Source organism: Sagittula sp. MA-2, from assembly GCF_030126985.1.
GTDB lineage: Bacteria > Pseudomonadota > Alphaproteobacteria > Rhodobacterales > Rhodobacteraceae > Sagittula.
The window spans coordinates 3,397,937-3,414,103 of sequence record NZ_CP126145.1 but is presented as its reverse complement, the minus strand read 5'-3'; the positions used below and the strand labels follow the sequence as shown (position 1 = coordinate 3,414,103).

The 16,167-nt window shown below is 67.1% G+C and carries 15 protein-coding genes; 13 read left to right on the top strand and 2 right to left on the bottom strand.

Annotated elements, in window-relative coordinates; all coding sequences use genetic code 11:
* Positions 1-2: 2 nt before the first annotated feature.
* The 7 genes from QNI11_RS16650 (at position 3) to QNI11_RS16620 (ending at position 7,583) form a co-directional block, all read left to right on the top strand.
* A complete protein-coding gene (locus tag QNI11_RS16650) occupies positions 3-1,103 on the top strand; it encodes an ABC transporter ATP-binding protein (RefSeq protein ID WP_283980976.1) in 1,101 nt (366 codons plus the stop codon).
* Positions 1,103-1,972, top strand: a complete 870-nt coding sequence (locus QNI11_RS16645; protein WP_283980975.1) for a carbohydrate ABC transporter permease — start codon at positions 1,103-1,105, stop codon at positions 1,970-1,972. The genes QNI11_RS16650 and QNI11_RS16645 overlap by 1 nt, the downstream gene beginning before the upstream one ends.
* A 3-nt stretch (positions 1,973-1,975) precedes the next feature.
* The gene (locus tag QNI11_RS16640; protein ID WP_198521734.1) at positions 1,976-2,866 is read left to right on the top strand and encodes a carbohydrate ABC transporter permease; all 891 of its coding nucleotides are present in this window, start codon (positions 1,976-1,978) and stop codon (positions 2,864-2,866) included.
* Positions 2,867-3,133: 267 nt separating this feature from the next.
* Positions 3,134-3,409, top strand: coding sequence for a DUF2160 domain-containing protein (locus QNI11_RS16635; RefSeq protein WP_283980974.1), 276 nt, complete (start codon positions 3,134-3,136; stop codon positions 3,407-3,409).
* Between the two features lie 97 nt (positions 3,410-3,506).
* Positions 3,507-5,219 (top strand): ABC transporter substrate-binding protein, encoded by a 1,713-nt coding sequence (locus QNI11_RS16630; protein ID WP_100929530.1) that lies wholly within the window; start codon positions 3,507-3,509, stop codon positions 5,217-5,219.
* A 104-nt stretch (positions 5,220-5,323) separates the two neighbouring features.
* Positions 5,324-6,808 (top strand): glycerol kinase GlpK, encoded by a 1,485-nt coding sequence (gene glpK, locus QNI11_RS16625; RefSeq protein ID WP_283980973.1) that lies wholly within the window; start codon positions 5,324-5,326, stop codon positions 6,806-6,808.
* A 124-nt stretch (positions 6,809-6,932) separates the two neighbouring features.
* The gene (locus QNI11_RS16620; RefSeq protein ID WP_283980972.1) at positions 6,933-7,583 is read left to right on the top strand and encodes a flavin reductase family protein; all 651 of its coding nucleotides are present in this window, start codon (positions 6,933-6,935) and stop codon (positions 7,581-7,583) included.
* On the opposite strand, the gene QNI11_RS16615 is transcribed toward QNI11_RS16620, so the two are convergent.
* Both QNI11_RS16615 and QNI11_RS16610 read right to left on the bottom strand, forming a co-directional pair.
* Positions 7,584-8,756 carry a CaiB/BaiF CoA-transferase family protein gene (locus tag QNI11_RS16615; RefSeq protein WP_283980971.1) on the bottom strand — a complete coding sequence of 391 codons (1,173 nt, stop codon included), beginning with the start codon at positions 8,754-8,756 and terminating at the stop codon, positions 7,584-7,586. It abuts the gene before it with no gap.
* An 87-nt stretch (positions 8,757-8,843) separates the two neighbouring features.
* Positions 8,844-9,335, bottom strand: a complete 492-nt coding sequence (locus QNI11_RS16610) for a MarR family winged helix-turn-helix transcriptional regulator (RefSeq protein WP_283980969.1) — start codon at positions 9,333-9,335, stop codon at positions 8,844-8,846.
* A 132-nt stretch (positions 9,336-9,467) separates the two neighbouring features.
* Here QNI11_RS16610 and QNI11_RS16605 point away from each other — a divergent pair, with 132 nt between their 5' ends.
* From QNI11_RS16605 to QNI11_RS16580, 6 genes are read left to right on the top strand one after another with little or no spacing between them, the layout of a single operon-like run.
* A complete protein-coding gene (locus QNI11_RS16605) occupies positions 9,468-10,529 on the top strand; it encodes a 2-hydroxyacyl-CoA dehydratase family protein (protein ID WP_283980967.1) in 1,062 nt (353 codons plus the stop codon).
* Positions 10,526-11,773, top strand: a complete 1,248-nt coding sequence (locus QNI11_RS16600) for a 2-hydroxyacyl-CoA dehydratase family protein (protein WP_283980966.1) — start codon at positions 10,526-10,528, stop codon at positions 11,771-11,773. The genes QNI11_RS16605 and QNI11_RS16600 overlap by 4 nt, the downstream gene beginning before the upstream one ends.
* Positions 11,773-12,954: a CaiB/BaiF CoA-transferase family protein gene (locus tag QNI11_RS16595; RefSeq protein WP_283980965.1), complete on the top strand. Its 1,182-nt coding sequence runs from the start codon at positions 11,773-11,775 to the stop codon at positions 12,952-12,954. The genes QNI11_RS16600 and QNI11_RS16595 overlap by 1 nt, the downstream gene beginning before the upstream one ends.
* A complete protein-coding gene (locus QNI11_RS16590; protein ID WP_283980964.1) occupies positions 12,951-13,937 on the top strand; it encodes a CoA transferase in 987 nt (328 codons plus the stop codon). The genes QNI11_RS16595 and QNI11_RS16590 overlap by 4 nt, the downstream gene beginning before the upstream one ends.
* On the top strand, positions 13,934-15,127 hold the full coding sequence (locus QNI11_RS16585) for a CaiB/BaiF CoA-transferase family protein (RefSeq protein ID WP_283980963.1): 1,194 nt from the start codon (positions 13,934-13,936) through the stop codon (positions 15,125-15,127). The genes QNI11_RS16590 and QNI11_RS16585 overlap by 4 nt, the downstream gene beginning before the upstream one ends.
* Positions 15,128-15,148: 21 nt before the next feature.
* Positions 15,149-16,144 (top strand): TRAP transporter substrate-binding protein, encoded by a 996-nt coding sequence (locus tag QNI11_RS16580; protein ID WP_283980961.1) that lies wholly within the window; start codon positions 15,149-15,151, stop codon positions 16,142-16,144.
* The last annotated feature ends 23 nt before the right edge of the window (positions 16,145-16,167 follow it).

Below are 16,167 nucleotides of genomic sequence, written 5' to 3'. Positions count from 1 at the left end.
CAATGGCCAAGATCACGCTCGACAACCTCGCCCACTCCTACCTGCCGAACCCGACGGGCGAGGACGACTTTGCCCTGAAGGAACTGAACCACGACTGGGACGACGGCGCCGCCTACGCGCTGCTCGGCGCCTCGGGCTGCGGGAAATCCACGCTGCTCAACATCATCTCGGGCCTGCTGCATCCCAGCCAGGGGCGCATCCTGTTCGACGGGCAGGACGTGACACACGCGCCCACGGCAGAGCGCAACATCGCGCAGGTCTTCCAGTTCCCGGTCGTCTACGACACGATGACCGTGCAGGACAACCTGGCCTTCCCGCTGCGCAACAGGGGGCGCGACGAATCCTATGTCGCTGAGCGCGTTCAGGAAATCGCCCGGATGATCGGCATGGAGGACATGCTGAAGAAGAAGGCCCGCGGCCTGACGGCGGATGCCAAGCAGAAGATCAGCCTCGGGCGGGGCATGGTGCGCAAGGATGTGAACGCGCTGCTCTTCGATGAGCCGCTGACCGTCATCGACCCGCACATGAAGTGGGAGCTCCGCACACAGCTCAAGAAGCTGCACCACGATTTCGGCCACACGATGATCTACGTCACCCACGACCAGACGGAGGCCCTGACCTTCGCCGACAAGGTCGTGGTTATGTACGACGGACGCGTGGTGCAGATCGGCACGCCCGAGGAACTCTTCGAGCGGCCCGAGCACACCTTTGTCGGCTACTTCATCGGCTCGCCCGGCATGAACGTCGTCCCGGCGCGGGTCGAGGGCTCCACCGCCCATCTCGACGGCGCCAGCATCCCTCTCGCCCATGGCTACGGGCCGCTCGACGGGCGGGTGGAGATCGGTGTCCGCCCCGAATACGTCCGCCTCAGCCAGACGGAGGGGCTGCCGGTCACCGTGAACCGGGTGGAGGACGTGGGCCGTCACAAGATCATCCGGGCCGAGGTCTTCGGCCATGACATCAACATCATCGCCGGCGAGGACGAGCAGGTCAGCACAGACATGAACCGCGTCGTCTTCGATCCGGACCACGTCAACGTCTACGCCAACGACTGGCGTGTCGCCCCCCTCGGGCGGAGCGCACCGGCAGGGGAGGCCGCGTGATGGAAAAGACAGTCAATCAGAAGGCCTGGTTCCTTGTCCTTCCCGTCCTTCTGCTGGTCGCCTTCTCGGCGGTGATCCCGCTGATGACGGTGGTCAACTACTCCGTTCAGGATACCTTCGGGAACAACCAGTTCTTCTGGGCCGGTCTCGAATGGTTCGAGGAAATGCTCTCGTCCGAGCGCATGTGGAACGCGCTGGGGCGCCAGCTCATGTTCTCGGCCATCATCCTCGCGATCGAGATCCCGCTGGGCATCTTCGTGGCGCTCAACATGCCCAAGCGCGGCTTCTGGTCGAGCCTGTGCCTCGTACTCATGTCCCTGCCGCTGCTCATCCCGTGGAACGTGGTCGGCACCATCTGGCAGATATTCGGCCGCGTCGACATCGGCTTGCTGGGCTACACGCTGGACGCCATCGGGATCAGCTACAACTACACGCAGGACACGGTTGCGGCCTGGATCACCATCATCGTCATGGACGTCTGGCACTGGACCTCGCTCGTGGCGCTCCTGGCCTATGCCGGTCTGAAGTCGATCCCCGACGCCTACTACCAGGCGGCCAAGATCGACCAGGCCTCGCGCTGGAAGGTGTTCCGCTTCATCGAACTGCCCAAGATGATGGGCGTCCTGATGATCGCGATCCTGCTGCGCTTCATGGACAGCTTCATGATCTACACCGAGCCCTTCGTCGTCACCGGCGGCGGTCCCGGCAACGCCACAACGCTCCTGTCCATCGACCTCGTGAAGATGGCGCTGGGACAGTTCGACCTCGGACCGGCGGCAGCCTTCTCGCTGATGTACTTCCTCGTGATCCTCGCGATCTCCTGGGTGTTCTACACCGTGATGACGAACCTCGACAAAAGGGAGGGCTGACCGATGGCCGATACGACCTCCGCCCCCGGTGCCGCGTCCCTGCCGGGCGACGTGACCGCAAAACGCACGAAGGCCAGGACGCGCCAGCCCTTCCGGCCCAGCGGCTCCGCGGTGGTGATGACGCTTTACCTGCTGTTCCTGCTGCTGCCGATCTACTGGCTGCTGAACATGAGCCTGAAGACCAACACGGAGATCCTGAATTCCTTCACGCTCTGGCCGCGGGACCTGACGCTCGACAACTACCGCACGATCCTCACCGATCCGGCGTGGTACATGGGCTACGTGAACTCGCTGATCTACGTGGTGATGAACACGGTCATCAGCCTCGCGGTGGCGCTGCCCGCGGCCTATGCCTTCTCGCGCTATCACTTCATGGGCGACAAGCACCTGTTCTTCTGGCTGCTCACCAACCGCATGGCGCCTCCGGCTGTCTTCGCGCTGCCGTTCTTCCAGCTCTATTCGTCGGTGGGCCTCTTCGACACCCATATCGCGGTGGCGCTGGCGCACTGCCTGTTCAACGTGCCGCTGGCGGTCTGGATCCTCGAAGGCTTCATGCGCGGCGTCCCGAAGGAGATCGACGAGACCGCCTATATCGACGGCTACTCGTTCGGCGCCTTCTTCGTGAAGATTTTCACGCCGCTCATTGCCTCCGGCATCGGCGTCGCGGCCTTCTTCTGCTTCATGTTCTCGTGGGTGGAACTGCTGCTGTCGCGCACGCTGACCACGGTCGACGCAAAGCCCATCGCCGCGATCATGACCCGCACCCAGGGCGCATCGGGCATCGACTGGGGCGTGCTCGCCGCAGCGGGCATCCTGACCATCGTGCCCGGCGCGCTCGTGATCTACTTCGTCCGCAACTACATCGCCAAGGGCTTTGCCCTGGGGAGGGTGTGATGCGTTGGTTCATCAAAAGCTCCTTGGCTTTCGCCTTTACTGCGTCCGCGTCGTTTGCTGGTCCTTTCGAGCCCAGTGCCGGAACAATAGTGTTGGCCAGTTCTCCTGAGGGTTGCCCTATAAACTGGATCGTAGGCGAAGCCCTCTGGGTGCAGACCGAGGCCCCCAACGTTGAAGAATCGGCAGAGTACATTAGCAGCGGTGATGAAGTGATAGGGCTAGTGCACCTTCGACTCTTCCCATGCTTCTACTCTGAGGAGAACTGAAATGGACTGGATGGCATGGACCTGGCCGACGGCGATCTTCTTCATGGTCATCGCGTCGCTGCTGATCGTCTTCACCTTTCTGGCGATCAGGTTTCCCGAACGGCCCCGCATGGGCGTCCTCAGGATCGAGACGACGCGCGGTGACCGGCTCTTCATCACGCTGCTCGGTTCGGCCTTCATCAATCTCGCGTGGCTCGGCCTCGTGGGGCCGGAAACGCAGCCTTACGCCCTCATCGTCTGTCTCGTCTACGCCGCCGCGGTCTTCCGCTGGGTGTAGACACAGGCCTGAGTGACCGGGGCACGAGGAGACCCGGCCACGACGGAACACAAGATCCTCGGAATAAAAACGGTTCTGATATGGGAGGAAACCGAACATGAACTACAAGTTGAAATCAACCACGGCAGCGCTGCTGATCCTTGCGGGTCCGGCCTTTGCCGACATGGACGCCGCGCGCGCGTTCCTCGACGAGGAGATCGGCGACATGTCGTCGCTCACCCGCGAGGAGCAGGAGGCGGAGATGCAGTTCTTCGTCGACGCGGCCCAGCCGTTCCAGGGCATGGACATCAAGGTGGTGTCCGAGACCATCACCACGCACGAGTATGAAAGCCAGGTGCTTGCCCCGGCCTTCACCGCGATCACCGGCATCAACGTCACCCACGACCTGATCGGCGAAGGCGACGTGGTCGAGAAGCTGCAGACCCAGATGCAGTCGGGCGAGAACATCTACGACGCCTACATCAACGACTCCGACCTGATCGGCACCCACTGGCGCTACCAGCAGGTGCGGAACCTGACCGACTGGATCGCCAACGAAGGCGCGGACGTGACCAACCCCGGTCTCGACCTCGAGGACTTCATCGGCCTCAGCTTCACCACCGGCCCGGACGGCAAGGTCTACCAGCTTCCGACCCAGCAGTTCGCGAACCTCTACTGGTTCCGTTACGACTGGTTCAACGACGAGAAGAACAAGGCCGACTTCATGGAGAAGTACGGCTACGAGCTGGGCGTTCCGGTCAACTGGTCTGCCTACGAGGACATCGCGGAGTTCTTCACCGGCCGCGACCTCAGCCACATGGGCGTCGAGGGCGAGATCTTCGGCAACATGGACTACGGCAAGAAGGACCCCTCGCTCGGCTGGCGTTACACCGATGCGTGGATGTCCATGGCCGGCATGGGCGACGTGGGTGAACCCAACGGCCTTCCGGTCGACGAATGGGGCATCCGCGTGAACGAGCAGTCCCAGCCGGTGGGGTCCTGCGTGGCGCGCGGCGGTGCGACCAACTCGCCCGCGGCGGTCTACGCCGTCACCAAGGCGATCGAGTGGCTGGAGAACTACACGCCCCCGGCGGCCGCAGGCATGACCTTCTCGGAGGCAGGCCCGATCCCGGCGCAGGGCAACATCGCCCAGCAGATGTTCTGGTACACCGCCTTCACCGCGGACACCGTGAAGCCGGGTCTGCCGGTGATGAACGAGGACGGCACGCCCAAGTGGCGCATGGCACCGTCCCCGCACGGCGTCTACTGGAAGGAAGGCCAGAAGGTCGGCTATCAGGACGCCGGTTCCTGGACGCTGATGAAGTCCACCCCGGAAGACCGCGCCAAGGCCGCATGGCTCTACGCGCAGTTCGTCACCTCCAAGACCGTGGACGTGAAGAAGTCCCATGTGGGCCTGACCTTCATCCGCGAGTCCACCGTGCAGCACGAGAGCTTCACCGAGCGCGCCGACAAGCTGGGCGGCCTGGTGGAATTCTACCGCTCTCCCGCACGGACGGCATGGTCGCCGACCGGCACCAACGTGCCCGACTACCCGAAGCTGGCACAGCTCTGGTGGCAGAACATCGGTGACGCCATGTCCGGCGCCAAGACCCCGCAGGAAGCCCTCGACGCGCTGTGCGCCGACCAGGAGCGTGTGCTCGAGCGTCTGGAGCGTGCCGGTATCCAGGGCGACATCGGTCCGAAGCTGAACGAAGAGCGTGAAGCCGAGTACTGGTTCGAACAGCCGGGCGCACCCTATCCGAAGCTCGAAAACGAAGACGAAGAGCCCAAGACCGTCAGCTACGACGAGCTGATCCAGTCCTGGCAGTAAGCCGTCTCATCGACCGGGGCCCCTGATCGGGCCCCGGTCTTCCCGTATTCCCCCGCATGACGTGCCGCAACGGCGCCCCGACATCGCTTTGAGGAGAGGCGGTCATGACTCATATTCTGGCCATCGACCAGGGCACCACCTCGACCCGCGCCATCGTTTTCGACGCATCCATGACGGCGGTCGCCTCCGCGCAGGAGGAGTTTCCCCAGCATTTCCCGGCCAGCGGCTGGGTGGAGCACGATGCGACGGACCTCTGGGCCACCACTGCCGCCACCTGCCGCGCCGCCATCGAGAAGGCCGGCACCACCGACATCGCCGCCATCGGCATCACCAACCAGCGCGAAACCACGCTGGTCTGGGACAGCAAGACCGGCAAACCCGTTCACAACGCCATCGTCTGGCAGGACCGCCGCACCTCCGGCATGTGCCGGACGCTGAAGGCGGAAGGCTTCGAAGAGGTCGTCACCGACCGCACCGGGCTGCTGCTCGATCCCTATTTCTCCGGCACGAAACTGGCCTGGCTGCTGGACAACGTCGACGGCGTCCGGGCACGGGCCGAGGCGGGGGAGCTTGTCTTCGGCACGGTCGACACATGGCTCTTGTGGAACCTGACCGGCGGGAAGGTGCATCTCACCGACGCCACCAACGCCGCGCGCACCATGCTCTATGACATCCGCAAGGGCCGCTGGTCGCGGACCATCTGCGACCGGCTGGGCATCCCCATGGATATGCTGCCAGAAGTGCGCGACTGCGCGTCGGACTTCGGCGAGACACGGCCGGACCTGTTCGGCCGTCCGATCCCGATCCTCGGCATCGCCGGGGACCAGCAGGCGGCCACGGTCGGGCAGGCCTGTTTCGCGCCCGGCATGCTGAAATCGACCTACGGCACCGGCTGTTTTGCGCTGCTGAACACCGGCGACACGCCCGTCCGGTCGCGGAACCGCCTCCTGACGACCATCGCGTACCAGCTTGACGGCAAGCCGACCTATGCGCTCGAAGGGTCGATCTTCGTTGCGGGCGCGGTGGTTCAATGGCTGCGCGACGGGCTGAAGATCATCCGCGGCGCCGCCGAGACGCAGGCCCTGGCCGAACAGGCCGATCCGGCGCAGGACCTCGTGCTCGTCCCGGCCTTCACCGGCCTCGGCGCGCCCTACTGGAATGCCGATTGCCGCGGTGCGGTCTTCGGGCTGACCCGCAATTCCGGCCCCGCCGAGTTCGCCCGCGCCGCGCTCGAAAGCGTGGGCTACCAGACGCGCGACCTGCTGACCGCGATGCAGGCCGACATGGGCACGGACGGGACCGGTTCGGCCACGCTGCGGGTGGACGGCGGAATGAGCGCGTCGGACTTCGCCATGCAGTTCCTCTCCGACATCATCGGCGCGCGGGTGGACCGGCCCAAGGTGCTCGAGACGACCGCGCTTGGCGCGGCCTGGCTGGCCGGGCAGAAGGCCGGGGTCTACCCGGACAGGGAGGCTTTCGCGAAAGGCTGGGCGCTGGAGCGCAGCTTCACCCCCTCGATCACCGAGGAAACGCGCACCGCCAGATACGCCGCCTGGCGCCGCGCGGTCGAGGCGACGATCAGCGTCTGACAACCCGGCCCTTTGCTTCTTCCGCAGGCGTTCGCACGGTCCGAAGGGCGGTGCAGGGGCACGGTGACTGGACCCGGCCCGCGCCGGATGCCAGACCGTAAGGCGCTTGCCGGAAGGACACTCGATGAACAGCCACGCTTTCGACTTCGCGGAACTGACCCCAAAGGAACGCTACAAGCTCCTGATCGGGACGGTCATCCCGCGGCCCATCGCCCTGATCACCACCCTGTCCGAAGACGGCATTCCCAACGCCGGGTCGTTCAGCTTCTTCAACATCCTGACCCACGATCCCGCGATCATGGCCATCGGGATCGAATACAAGCCGGACGGCACGCCGAAGGACACCGCGGCCAACATCCTCGCCACGAAGGAATTCACGGTCCACATCTCCGACCACGCGCTGGTGGACCAGATGGAGATCTGTTCGATCAAGTTCCCGGCAGACGTGGACGAGCTGTCGGTCGCGGGACTGACAACCGTTCCGGGCGAGACCGTGCGCAGCCCGCGCATCACCGCCGCGCCCGCGGCCTTCGAATGCCACCTCGTGCAGACCGTGCCGGTCACGCCCGCGCGCGTCATCGTGCTGGGAGAGGTCAAGCGGATGTTCGTGCGCGAAACCCTCGTCGATCCCGAAACGCTGTACGTCGACCAGATCGGCATCGACGCGGTGGGGCGGCTTGGCGGCCACCTCTACGCCCGGCAACTGGACCAGTTCGAGCGGGTGACACCCTCGGTCGAACAGTTCATGGCCACGTCCGGAACCGTCGAAAGCTGATCACCACAACCGGCGTTTCGCCTGACCTGACCCGGTCCGGAGCGCGGACAGCACCTCCTCCGTATCGGCGCCGAGCGACGGGGCAGGGGCGCTGACCCCGGGGCCGTCGCGCAGGAATCGGAAACCGGCGTTCAGCACGCGCGACCCGTCGTCGAGGTCGAGGAACAGGTCGCGGTCGCGCAACTGCTCCATCTCCATCGCTTCGCCCAATGGCCGGACCTTCCCGGCGGGCACCCCCGCCGCCGCGAGGTCGGCCTCCCATTCGGAGGCGGAGCGCTCGCCGAAACACGCCACCAGCAGCGCGCGCAACTCGATGTCATGTGTCATGCGACTTTCCGGGGTCGCGAACCGTGCATCGTCCAGCAGCGACGCGCAGTCCAGCACCCGGAACAGCCGCTCCACCTGCACCTGCTGCACCGCGCCGATCGTGATCTCGCCCTCCGCGGTGGGGAAGGTGTCGGCGGTCGGCGCGCCGGAGAAGCCGCGATTGCCCGCGCGCACCGGGGTCTGCCCGCTCATCATCAGCGGCACGACCACGGAGCTCATCATCACCATCGTCGCATCCAGCATCGACACGTCGATCACTTGCCCCCGGCGCGCGGGATCGCGTTCCCGCTGCAGCACCGCAGAGAGGATCGCAAAGGCCGACAGCAGGGCGGAATAGGTGTCGACGATGGGAAAGCCTACGCGCTCCGCCGCCTCGCCTTCGTGGCCCGACAGCAGCATCAGGCCCGAAACGCTCTGGATCACCTGGTCGATGGCCGGGAAATCGCGCAGCGGCCCGTCCTGGCCGAACCCGGAGACGGAGCAGTAGATAAGGGACGGGTGCGCGCCGGTCAGCGCCTCGGCGCCAAGCCCCAGCCGTTCCGCCACGCCGGGCCGGAAGTTCTCGACCACCACGTCGGCGCTGGCCACCAGCGCCCGTGCGGCTGACAGGCCCGCGTCGGACTTGAGGTCCAGAACGATGGATTTCTTGCCCGCGTTGGCGCCGACGAAGGGCTCTGCCATGCCGCGCCGTGCCGGGTCTCGCGTGTAGAACCGCATCGGATCGCCCGCCGGCGGTTCGACCTTGATGACCTCCGCGCCCAGCAGGTTGAGGAACTGGGTCGCCAGCGGCCCCGCGATGACATGGCTGAAGTCCGCGATGCGAATGCCTTCGAGCGGTTTCGCCATGTGTCCCTCCCCGACGTTTCCACACACGCAGACCTGTACGGTCATCCGCGTATTTGGTTTCCAAAAGAAACAGTCAGGCGGCCTCTGTCAAGAGGCGTGAGGGTCCGTGTCCCCGTCTTCGGTCACCGCGCTTCCGATCAGGCGCCACAGAAGTTCGAACAGCATCGCGCGTTCTGCCGGGGACAGCGGCGCCAGGAATTCCTCCTGCAGCCGGGCCATGTCGGGCCGCATGCGCGCCAGCCGCGCCTCGCCCGCCTCCGTCAGGTAGAGCGCGTTCAGCCGCTTGTCAGCGCCTTCCTTACGGCGCTCGATCAGCCCGGTGCGTTCGATCTCGTTCACCAGTTTTGTAAGGGCGGATTTTCTGAGTACGACGGCTTTGGCAAGGTCCTTCTGCGTCAGCCCCGGATTGAGCCCGATGAGATTAAGCACCGCGACCTCGCCGCCTGCCACCGCGTGCGTGGCGAAGAACGACTCGTTGCGTTCGAGGATCCGCGTCCGCAGAAGCCGGGTGACAAAGGAGATGTCCGTGGCCAGATGGCCAAGGTCGGGACCGCCGTCATTTCCAGGTCGCTGTGTCATCTTCGGCGTGATCCCCCGCTTTTTCATTCGCTAAGCCGTAGCGTGGTGGATTGTCAAACATGGGTGTTGACAGATCCGGAAAAAGGTTTCCAATATGAACCAAGTTGGGCCATGTTCGCAGGGGAGGGCGACATGCCGGTTGACGCGACCTTGCAGAGAGCTTTCGACCTGCGCGCCGATGGCGTGCGCCCGGACGGCGCGGCGCTGGTCGGTGTCTTCGGCGAAGGCGTGCCATTGCCGCTGGTCGCGGCCCTGGGCGGTCTCGCGGTGGACGTGAAGGCGCCACCGCTGGCGGATGCGGCCGGGGGTCCGACAAGCGATCTGGTGCGGTCGGTGACCGAAGACTTCCTCGACCCCTTCGCGACCCGGTTCCTTCACCGCTTCGCTGCGGGCGCCTTCGACCGTTACGCCACGCTGATCTTCGCCCGCGACGACGTCGCAGGCCTCACCGCCTATCAATACGCGACAGAGCTGCGGCGGCAGGGGCGCCTGACGCAGGGCGGCCCCCGGTTGCACCTGTGGAACGCGCTCCACACAGACAGCGCGCCCGTCGCGGCCTTCAACCGCCACGAACTCGACCGTCTCAAGGCCCACCTTGAGGAGACGCTGGGCGCACAACTCGACCCCGACCGTCTGGCCGGCGCCGTCGCGGAGGAAACCCGAAGGGCCGATGCCCTGGCCGCCTTGCCGCCCGGCGGCCCCGATGCCTTCGTCGCGCGCAACGCCGGGCGCTGGCTGACGCCGTCGCAGCACGCGGCGCTGATAAGGGAGATGCCGCGGGGGCGCGGCCCGTCCATCGTGCTGACCGGCAGCGCCTGCGACATCCCCGTGCTGCATACCCTCTGCGCGGAGGTCGGGCAGGTGTGCGCCGATCTTCAGGACTACGGCCGCGCCGCGCCGCAGCCGGTGAACGCCGCCGACTTGCTGCGCCGGATCGTGGCGGACCCGCTGGCGACCCGCGCCGCGCCGCCCGCGCGTTTCACCCGTGCGCTGCACGACGGGATCGCGGGTGCCGACCTCGTGATCGCCAGCACCGACGCCTCCGACGATTCCTTCGGCTGGGAACTGCCGGGCCTGCGCCGCGCGGCAGAGGCACAAGGCGCAAGCTTCCTCGATCTTGGCTTCCGCCCGTTCCGCCCGGACGACACATGGCAGGACAGGACCCGCCGCCGCATCGCGGAGGCCCTGGCATGACCTGTGCGGCCGAGGCGACCGCGTGGCAGCGCGACTGGCTGAAGGGTCTGCGTCGGCAGATCGCCGACGGCGCGGCCTTTGCCTTCGTCAACGCCGACACCCCGCACGAGCTGTTCCACTTCATGGACGTGCCCATGGTCACCAACCAGTGGTGGTCGGCGGTGATCTCGGCCAAGCAACTGGCGCCGCATTACCTCGACCGGATGGTGGCGCTCGGGTTCCATGCCCATCTGCCGCGCTATTCCAGTCTGCCGCTGATCGCGCAGATGGAAGGCGATTTCGACCGGCAGCCATGGGGCGGTCTGCCCGCGCCCGCGATCCTCTGCGCGCGGGCCAGTTCGGACGAACACCCGCGCATCTTCCAACGCTGGGCGGAGCTGACCGGGGCAGAGCTGCACCTGCTCTCGGCCCCGGCCACGCCGGACCCTGCACCGGACTGGTGGCTGCGCGCCCGCGAGGGGTGGGAAGACCTCTACGGGTCGGCCCGTCTCGACCTGATGGTGGCGGAGATGGAGATCCTGATCGCCAGCCTCGAACGCCTGTCGGGCCGGGACTTCGACCGCGACGGTTTCGCAGCCTACATGGCCCGGATCGACGAACAGGAGCGTATGCTCGACACCGTCGCCGACATGATCGCCGGTGCCGAAAAATGCCCCGTGGGCATCGCCGAACAGATGCCCAACGTCATGATCCCGCAGTGGCACCGTGGTTCCGACCGGGCGCTCGACCATGTCCGCGCCTTTCGCGACGAGGTGGCCGGGCGGATCGACCGGGGCGAGGCGGTCTGCGACGGCGAACGCATTCGCATGATGTGGATCGGCGCGGGCCTGTGGTTCGACACGTCCTTCTACACGGCGTTCGAGGAAACCCACGGCGCGGTCTTCTGTTGGTCGATGTACCTGCCGTTTGCGGCGGACGGCTACATCCGTGCCGACCATGGCGACCCGCTGAGGGCGCTCGCCGCGCGGGTCTCGGCGATGAACGAACAGTTGCACCAGCCGCCCTGGGTCAACGAATGGCTGGTGAAGGAGGCGCGGCGCTGGCGGATCGACGTGGCGGTGATGCTGGTGCCGGAACACGACCGGTTCTCGGGCTACGGATCGTATTTCGCGCGCGAGGCGCTGAAGGCTGCCGGTGTGCGCGTGGTCGAGATACACTCCGACATGGTTGACCCGCGCGACTGGGACCGCGCGGCGATGGAGGCGCGGGTGCGCGCAGAGCTGGACGAGGTGGAGGCCGGATGATGGGTGCGCTCGACGGGCTGAAGGTGGCGGATTTCTCATGGGTGGGCGCCGGTCCGCGGTCGACGAAGGACCTGGCCGACAACGGCGCCACCGTGGTGAAGGTGGAATCCGCCCGCCGCCTCGACCTGGGCCGCCGCTCTCCGCCCTTCGCAGGCGGGGACCGCAAATCGCCCGACGCGTCGGTCTTCTTCGCACAGACCAACACCTCCAAGAAAAGCGTCACGATCAACCTGTCCGATCCCCGCGGGGTCGAGGTGGCGAAGCGGCTGGTGGCCTGGGCGGACGTGGTGGTCGAGAATTTCGGCCCCGGCTACATGGACCGCATCGGCCTCGACTGGGAGACGCTGCAAGAGCTGCGCCCCGGGATCATCCTTGCCAGCGTGTCGGTCGCCGGGCGGACCGGGCCGATGGCCGGGTTCCGGGGGTACGGCAACTCCGCCGCGGCGTGGTCGGGGCATTGCGACATGACCGGCTGGCCGGGGTCGGAGCCGCACATGCCACCCTTCGCTTACGGCGACGTGGTGGCGCCCATGATGCTGACCGTTGCGATCCTCTCCGCACTGGAACATCGCGACCGGACGGGGCAGGGGGTGCATGTCGACGTCAGCCAGATCGAGGCGATGGTGCAGGTCGCGGGCGACCTCTTTGCCGGAATGCCGGACGACAAGCCCGCCAACGCCGATCCGGAAATGGCTCCGCATGGCGTCTTCCCCTGTGGCCCGGACGGATGGATCGCCATCGCCTGCGAGACCGACGCCCAGTGGCAGGCGCTCTGCAAGGTTCTGGACGCGCCGGACCTTCGTGACCGCTGGCCCACGGCAGAGGCGCGCCGCGCCGACCGCGTCGGGCTTGAGGCGGCGCTGACCGATCTCACCCGCCCCATGGACGGGGCCGCGCTGGAGGCGGCGCTGGTGAAGGCGGGCGTGCCCGCTGCCCGCGTGCTGGACGGCAGGGGCCTGTCGGAACATCCTGCGCTGAACGCGGCGGGGCATTTTGTGACCGTGGACCACCCGGTGATCGGCACGGCGAAGATGCCCGCACCGCCCTACCGGTTCAGCGCCACCCCGGGTCATGTCGGCCCGTCGCCCTGCCTTGGCGCCGACAACGCCGAGGTCTTCGCCGAGATCGGCCTGACGCCTGACGAGATCGACACCCTCATCGCAGCGGGGGCACTGGCATGATGCTGCTCGACGGTCTTCGCGTCGTGGTCCTTGCCGACCACCTTGCCGATTTCGGCGGCAGCATGCTGGCGCGGCTGGGCGCCGATGTCGTACTCGCCGGGGCCGCGCCCCTGACCGGGCCGCGCGAAAAGGCGTGGCACAAGGGCATGACCCGCAGCGACGCGCCGCTGGCAGAGCTTCTGGCAGAGGCCGATATCCTGCTCGACGACCGGCGCTCCGGCCCGCGCGACGACGTGGACGCCCTTGCCGCAAGACAAAGGGATCTGGTGCACGTGGTCATCACCGGCTTCCCCGACGACCCGCGCCCGGTGACGGACCTGACACTGATGGCGCAGTCGGGGCTGATGCACGTCACGGGCACCCCCGACCGCCCGCCGCTGCGCCTGCCGGGCGAACAGGCCTATGCCCTGACCGCGATACAGGCGGCGACGGCGGCGCTGATGGGCGTCCGGGCGCGCCGGCAGACCGGCGTGGGCCAGCGCATCACGCTCTCTGCCCTGCAGTCCGCCGCGCTCGCCAACTACCGCGAGGCGGTGATGTACGAACACACCGGCCGCATCGGCACGCGGCGCGGCAACATGCTGGTCCGGGGCAAGTCCGGCGTGCGTCAGGTCTGGCCCTGCGCGGACGGCTTCGTCACCTGGTCGATGATCGACAACCCCGGCATGATGCGGGCGCTTGTCCGGGTCATGCAGGCCGAAGGGGCGGCAGGCGAGCTGGCCGAGATCGACTGGGACGCGATCCTCGTGGCCGATATGGAGCAAGAGACCATCGAAGGCTGGCAATCCATCGTCGAGGCGTTCTTTGCCCGCCACGACCGCAAGACCCTTGGCGACTGGTCGCTCGAACACGGCTGGGGCCTTTCGCCGATCATCCGCCTGTCGGAGGTCCCGGACAGCCCGCAGATGAAGGCGCGCGGGGTCTTCGACCCCGACGGCGTGCCGGGACCGCTTTTCGCCGTGCACCCGGGGAGGGGCACATGAGCGCGCTGGCCGGTCTCCGCGTGCTCGACTTCTCCCGGCTGCTGCCCGGGCCCTACTGCACGTGGCTTCTGGCCGATCAGGGAGCCGAGGTGATCCGCGTCGAACATCCCCGCGAGCTGGCCAAGCAGGCGAAGGTCTTCGGCTGGGACCGGCTGGATCAGGCCGGGCGCGCGCGGCAGCGGGCGCGGGACATGCTGGCGCGCGGCAAGAAATCCGTCTGCCTCGACATCGGCGACCCCGACGCGCAGGCCGCATTGCGCCGCCTCGCCGCGACGGTCGACGTGGTGGTGGAGGATTACCGGCCCGGCGTGCTGAACAGCCTCGGCCTCGGATACGAGGCGCTGTCCGAAGGCAACCCGGCGCTGGTCTATGCGTCCCTGACGCTCTGCGGCCAGACCGGCCCGCTGCGCGACAAGCCGGGGCACGATCCGGTCGCACTGGCGCTGGCGGGGGTCCTCAGCCGCACCGGCGAGGACCCCGATGCCCCCGGCCTTCCGGGTTTTGCCGCCGCCGACGTGGCGACCGGCGCCCATGCCGCCTTTGCCACGCTCGCCGCCGTGATGCAGGCCCGTGCCACGGGGCAGGGGCAGCATGTAGACGTAGCCATGACCGACTGTGCGCTGGTGCTTCTGGCCAATCTCATCGCCCGTTACGAGGACCCCGCCGACCTCCCCGCAAGGGGCGCGCGCCGGGCGGACCTCGGCCTCTGGCGCTGTGCCGATGGCGCGTGGCTCGTGACGACGGACATGGAGCCGCGCTACTGGCAGGCCTTCTGCACCGCCATGGGCCGGCCGGAGTTCGCGGCATGGCACATGGACCCGTCCCGCCGGGCCGAGATCCGCGAAGGTCTTCAGGCGATCTTCGCGTCCCAACCCCGCGCCCACTGGCTCGACCATCTCGGAAAGGCCGGAACCCAGTTCGCCCCGGTCAATACGCTGGCCGACGCCCTGAACGAACCGCATTTCCGCGCACGCGGCATGGTCGTCGCGCTGGACGCGCCGGGCGGCGCCCTGACGCAGGCCGGCCCGCCGGTCCGCCTCGGCCCGTTCGAGACCCCGCACCCGGCGGTCCTGCCGGGCACCCATACCGCCGAGGTCCTGCGCGCCGCAGGCCTGTCGGACACACAGATAAACGCGCTGGCGGCATCGTCCGCGCACCAGACCGGGCCATCAACCCCGGCGACCCACTGAACCATCAAGGGAGGATACACCATGCTCAGAACAACGGCGGTCATCGCACTGTGCCTTGCCGCGCTGCCCGCGTGGGCCGCGGATTTCAACCTGACCTATGCCTCGCCCTACACCGAGGCGCACCCCTACGGCGCCGCCGACGCGGAGTGGATCGCGCGGATCGAGGAACAGTCCGGCGGCCGCGTCGACATCACGCCCTACTGGGGCCGGACACTCATCACCTCGCGCGAGGGCGTGGACGAGCTGGCCGCAGGCGTGGCCGACATCGCCTATATCGCGCCGATCTACGCGCGGTCGGGCTATGACATGAACCGGCTCGTGCCGGGGATGTTCTACGGCTACACCGACCCGAAAAAGGTGCTCGACGTCTACATGGACCTGGTCGAGCAGTTCCCGGTCTTCGACGAGGAACTCGATGGCGTGCACGTCGTCGGCTACAACGTCGGCACGCCGATGCACGTCCTCCTGCGCGACAAGCCGGTGGAGACGCTCGATGACCTTCAGGGCCTGCGCATCCGCTCGGCGGTGGACTTCATCGGCCCGCTCGCGGCCTTCGGGGCAGAGGGTGTGACCATGCCGATGACGGAAACCTACCCGTCGCTGGAAAAGGGCGTCGTCGACGGGGTGATCGCCCCCTACGAGGCGCTGAAATCGCTCAGCTTCGCCGAGGTGGTCGGCTACTACTCCGAACTGCCTCATTCGCGCGGCGCCTATCCCTCGCGCGGGGTCAACGGCGACGTGTGGTCCAGCCTTCCCGAAGACATCCGGCGGATCTTCGACGACAACACGGAATGGCTGAGCCTGCGCACACTGGAACTGGCGCAGGAGGCCGAGGACGCGGGCCGCGCCTATGGCGAGGAGCAGGGCGTCAAGTTCAATGCCGTGGCGCCCGAGGTCGTGGCCGAGTACTCCGAATCCTTCGCCCCGGTCATCAGGGAGGTGGCGGAAGACCTCGACGCCATGGGCAAGCCGGGCACCGAGGTGCTGGACACCATCCGCGCGGCGCACACGCAGTAAAAATCCGGGGGCGCACCACCCGC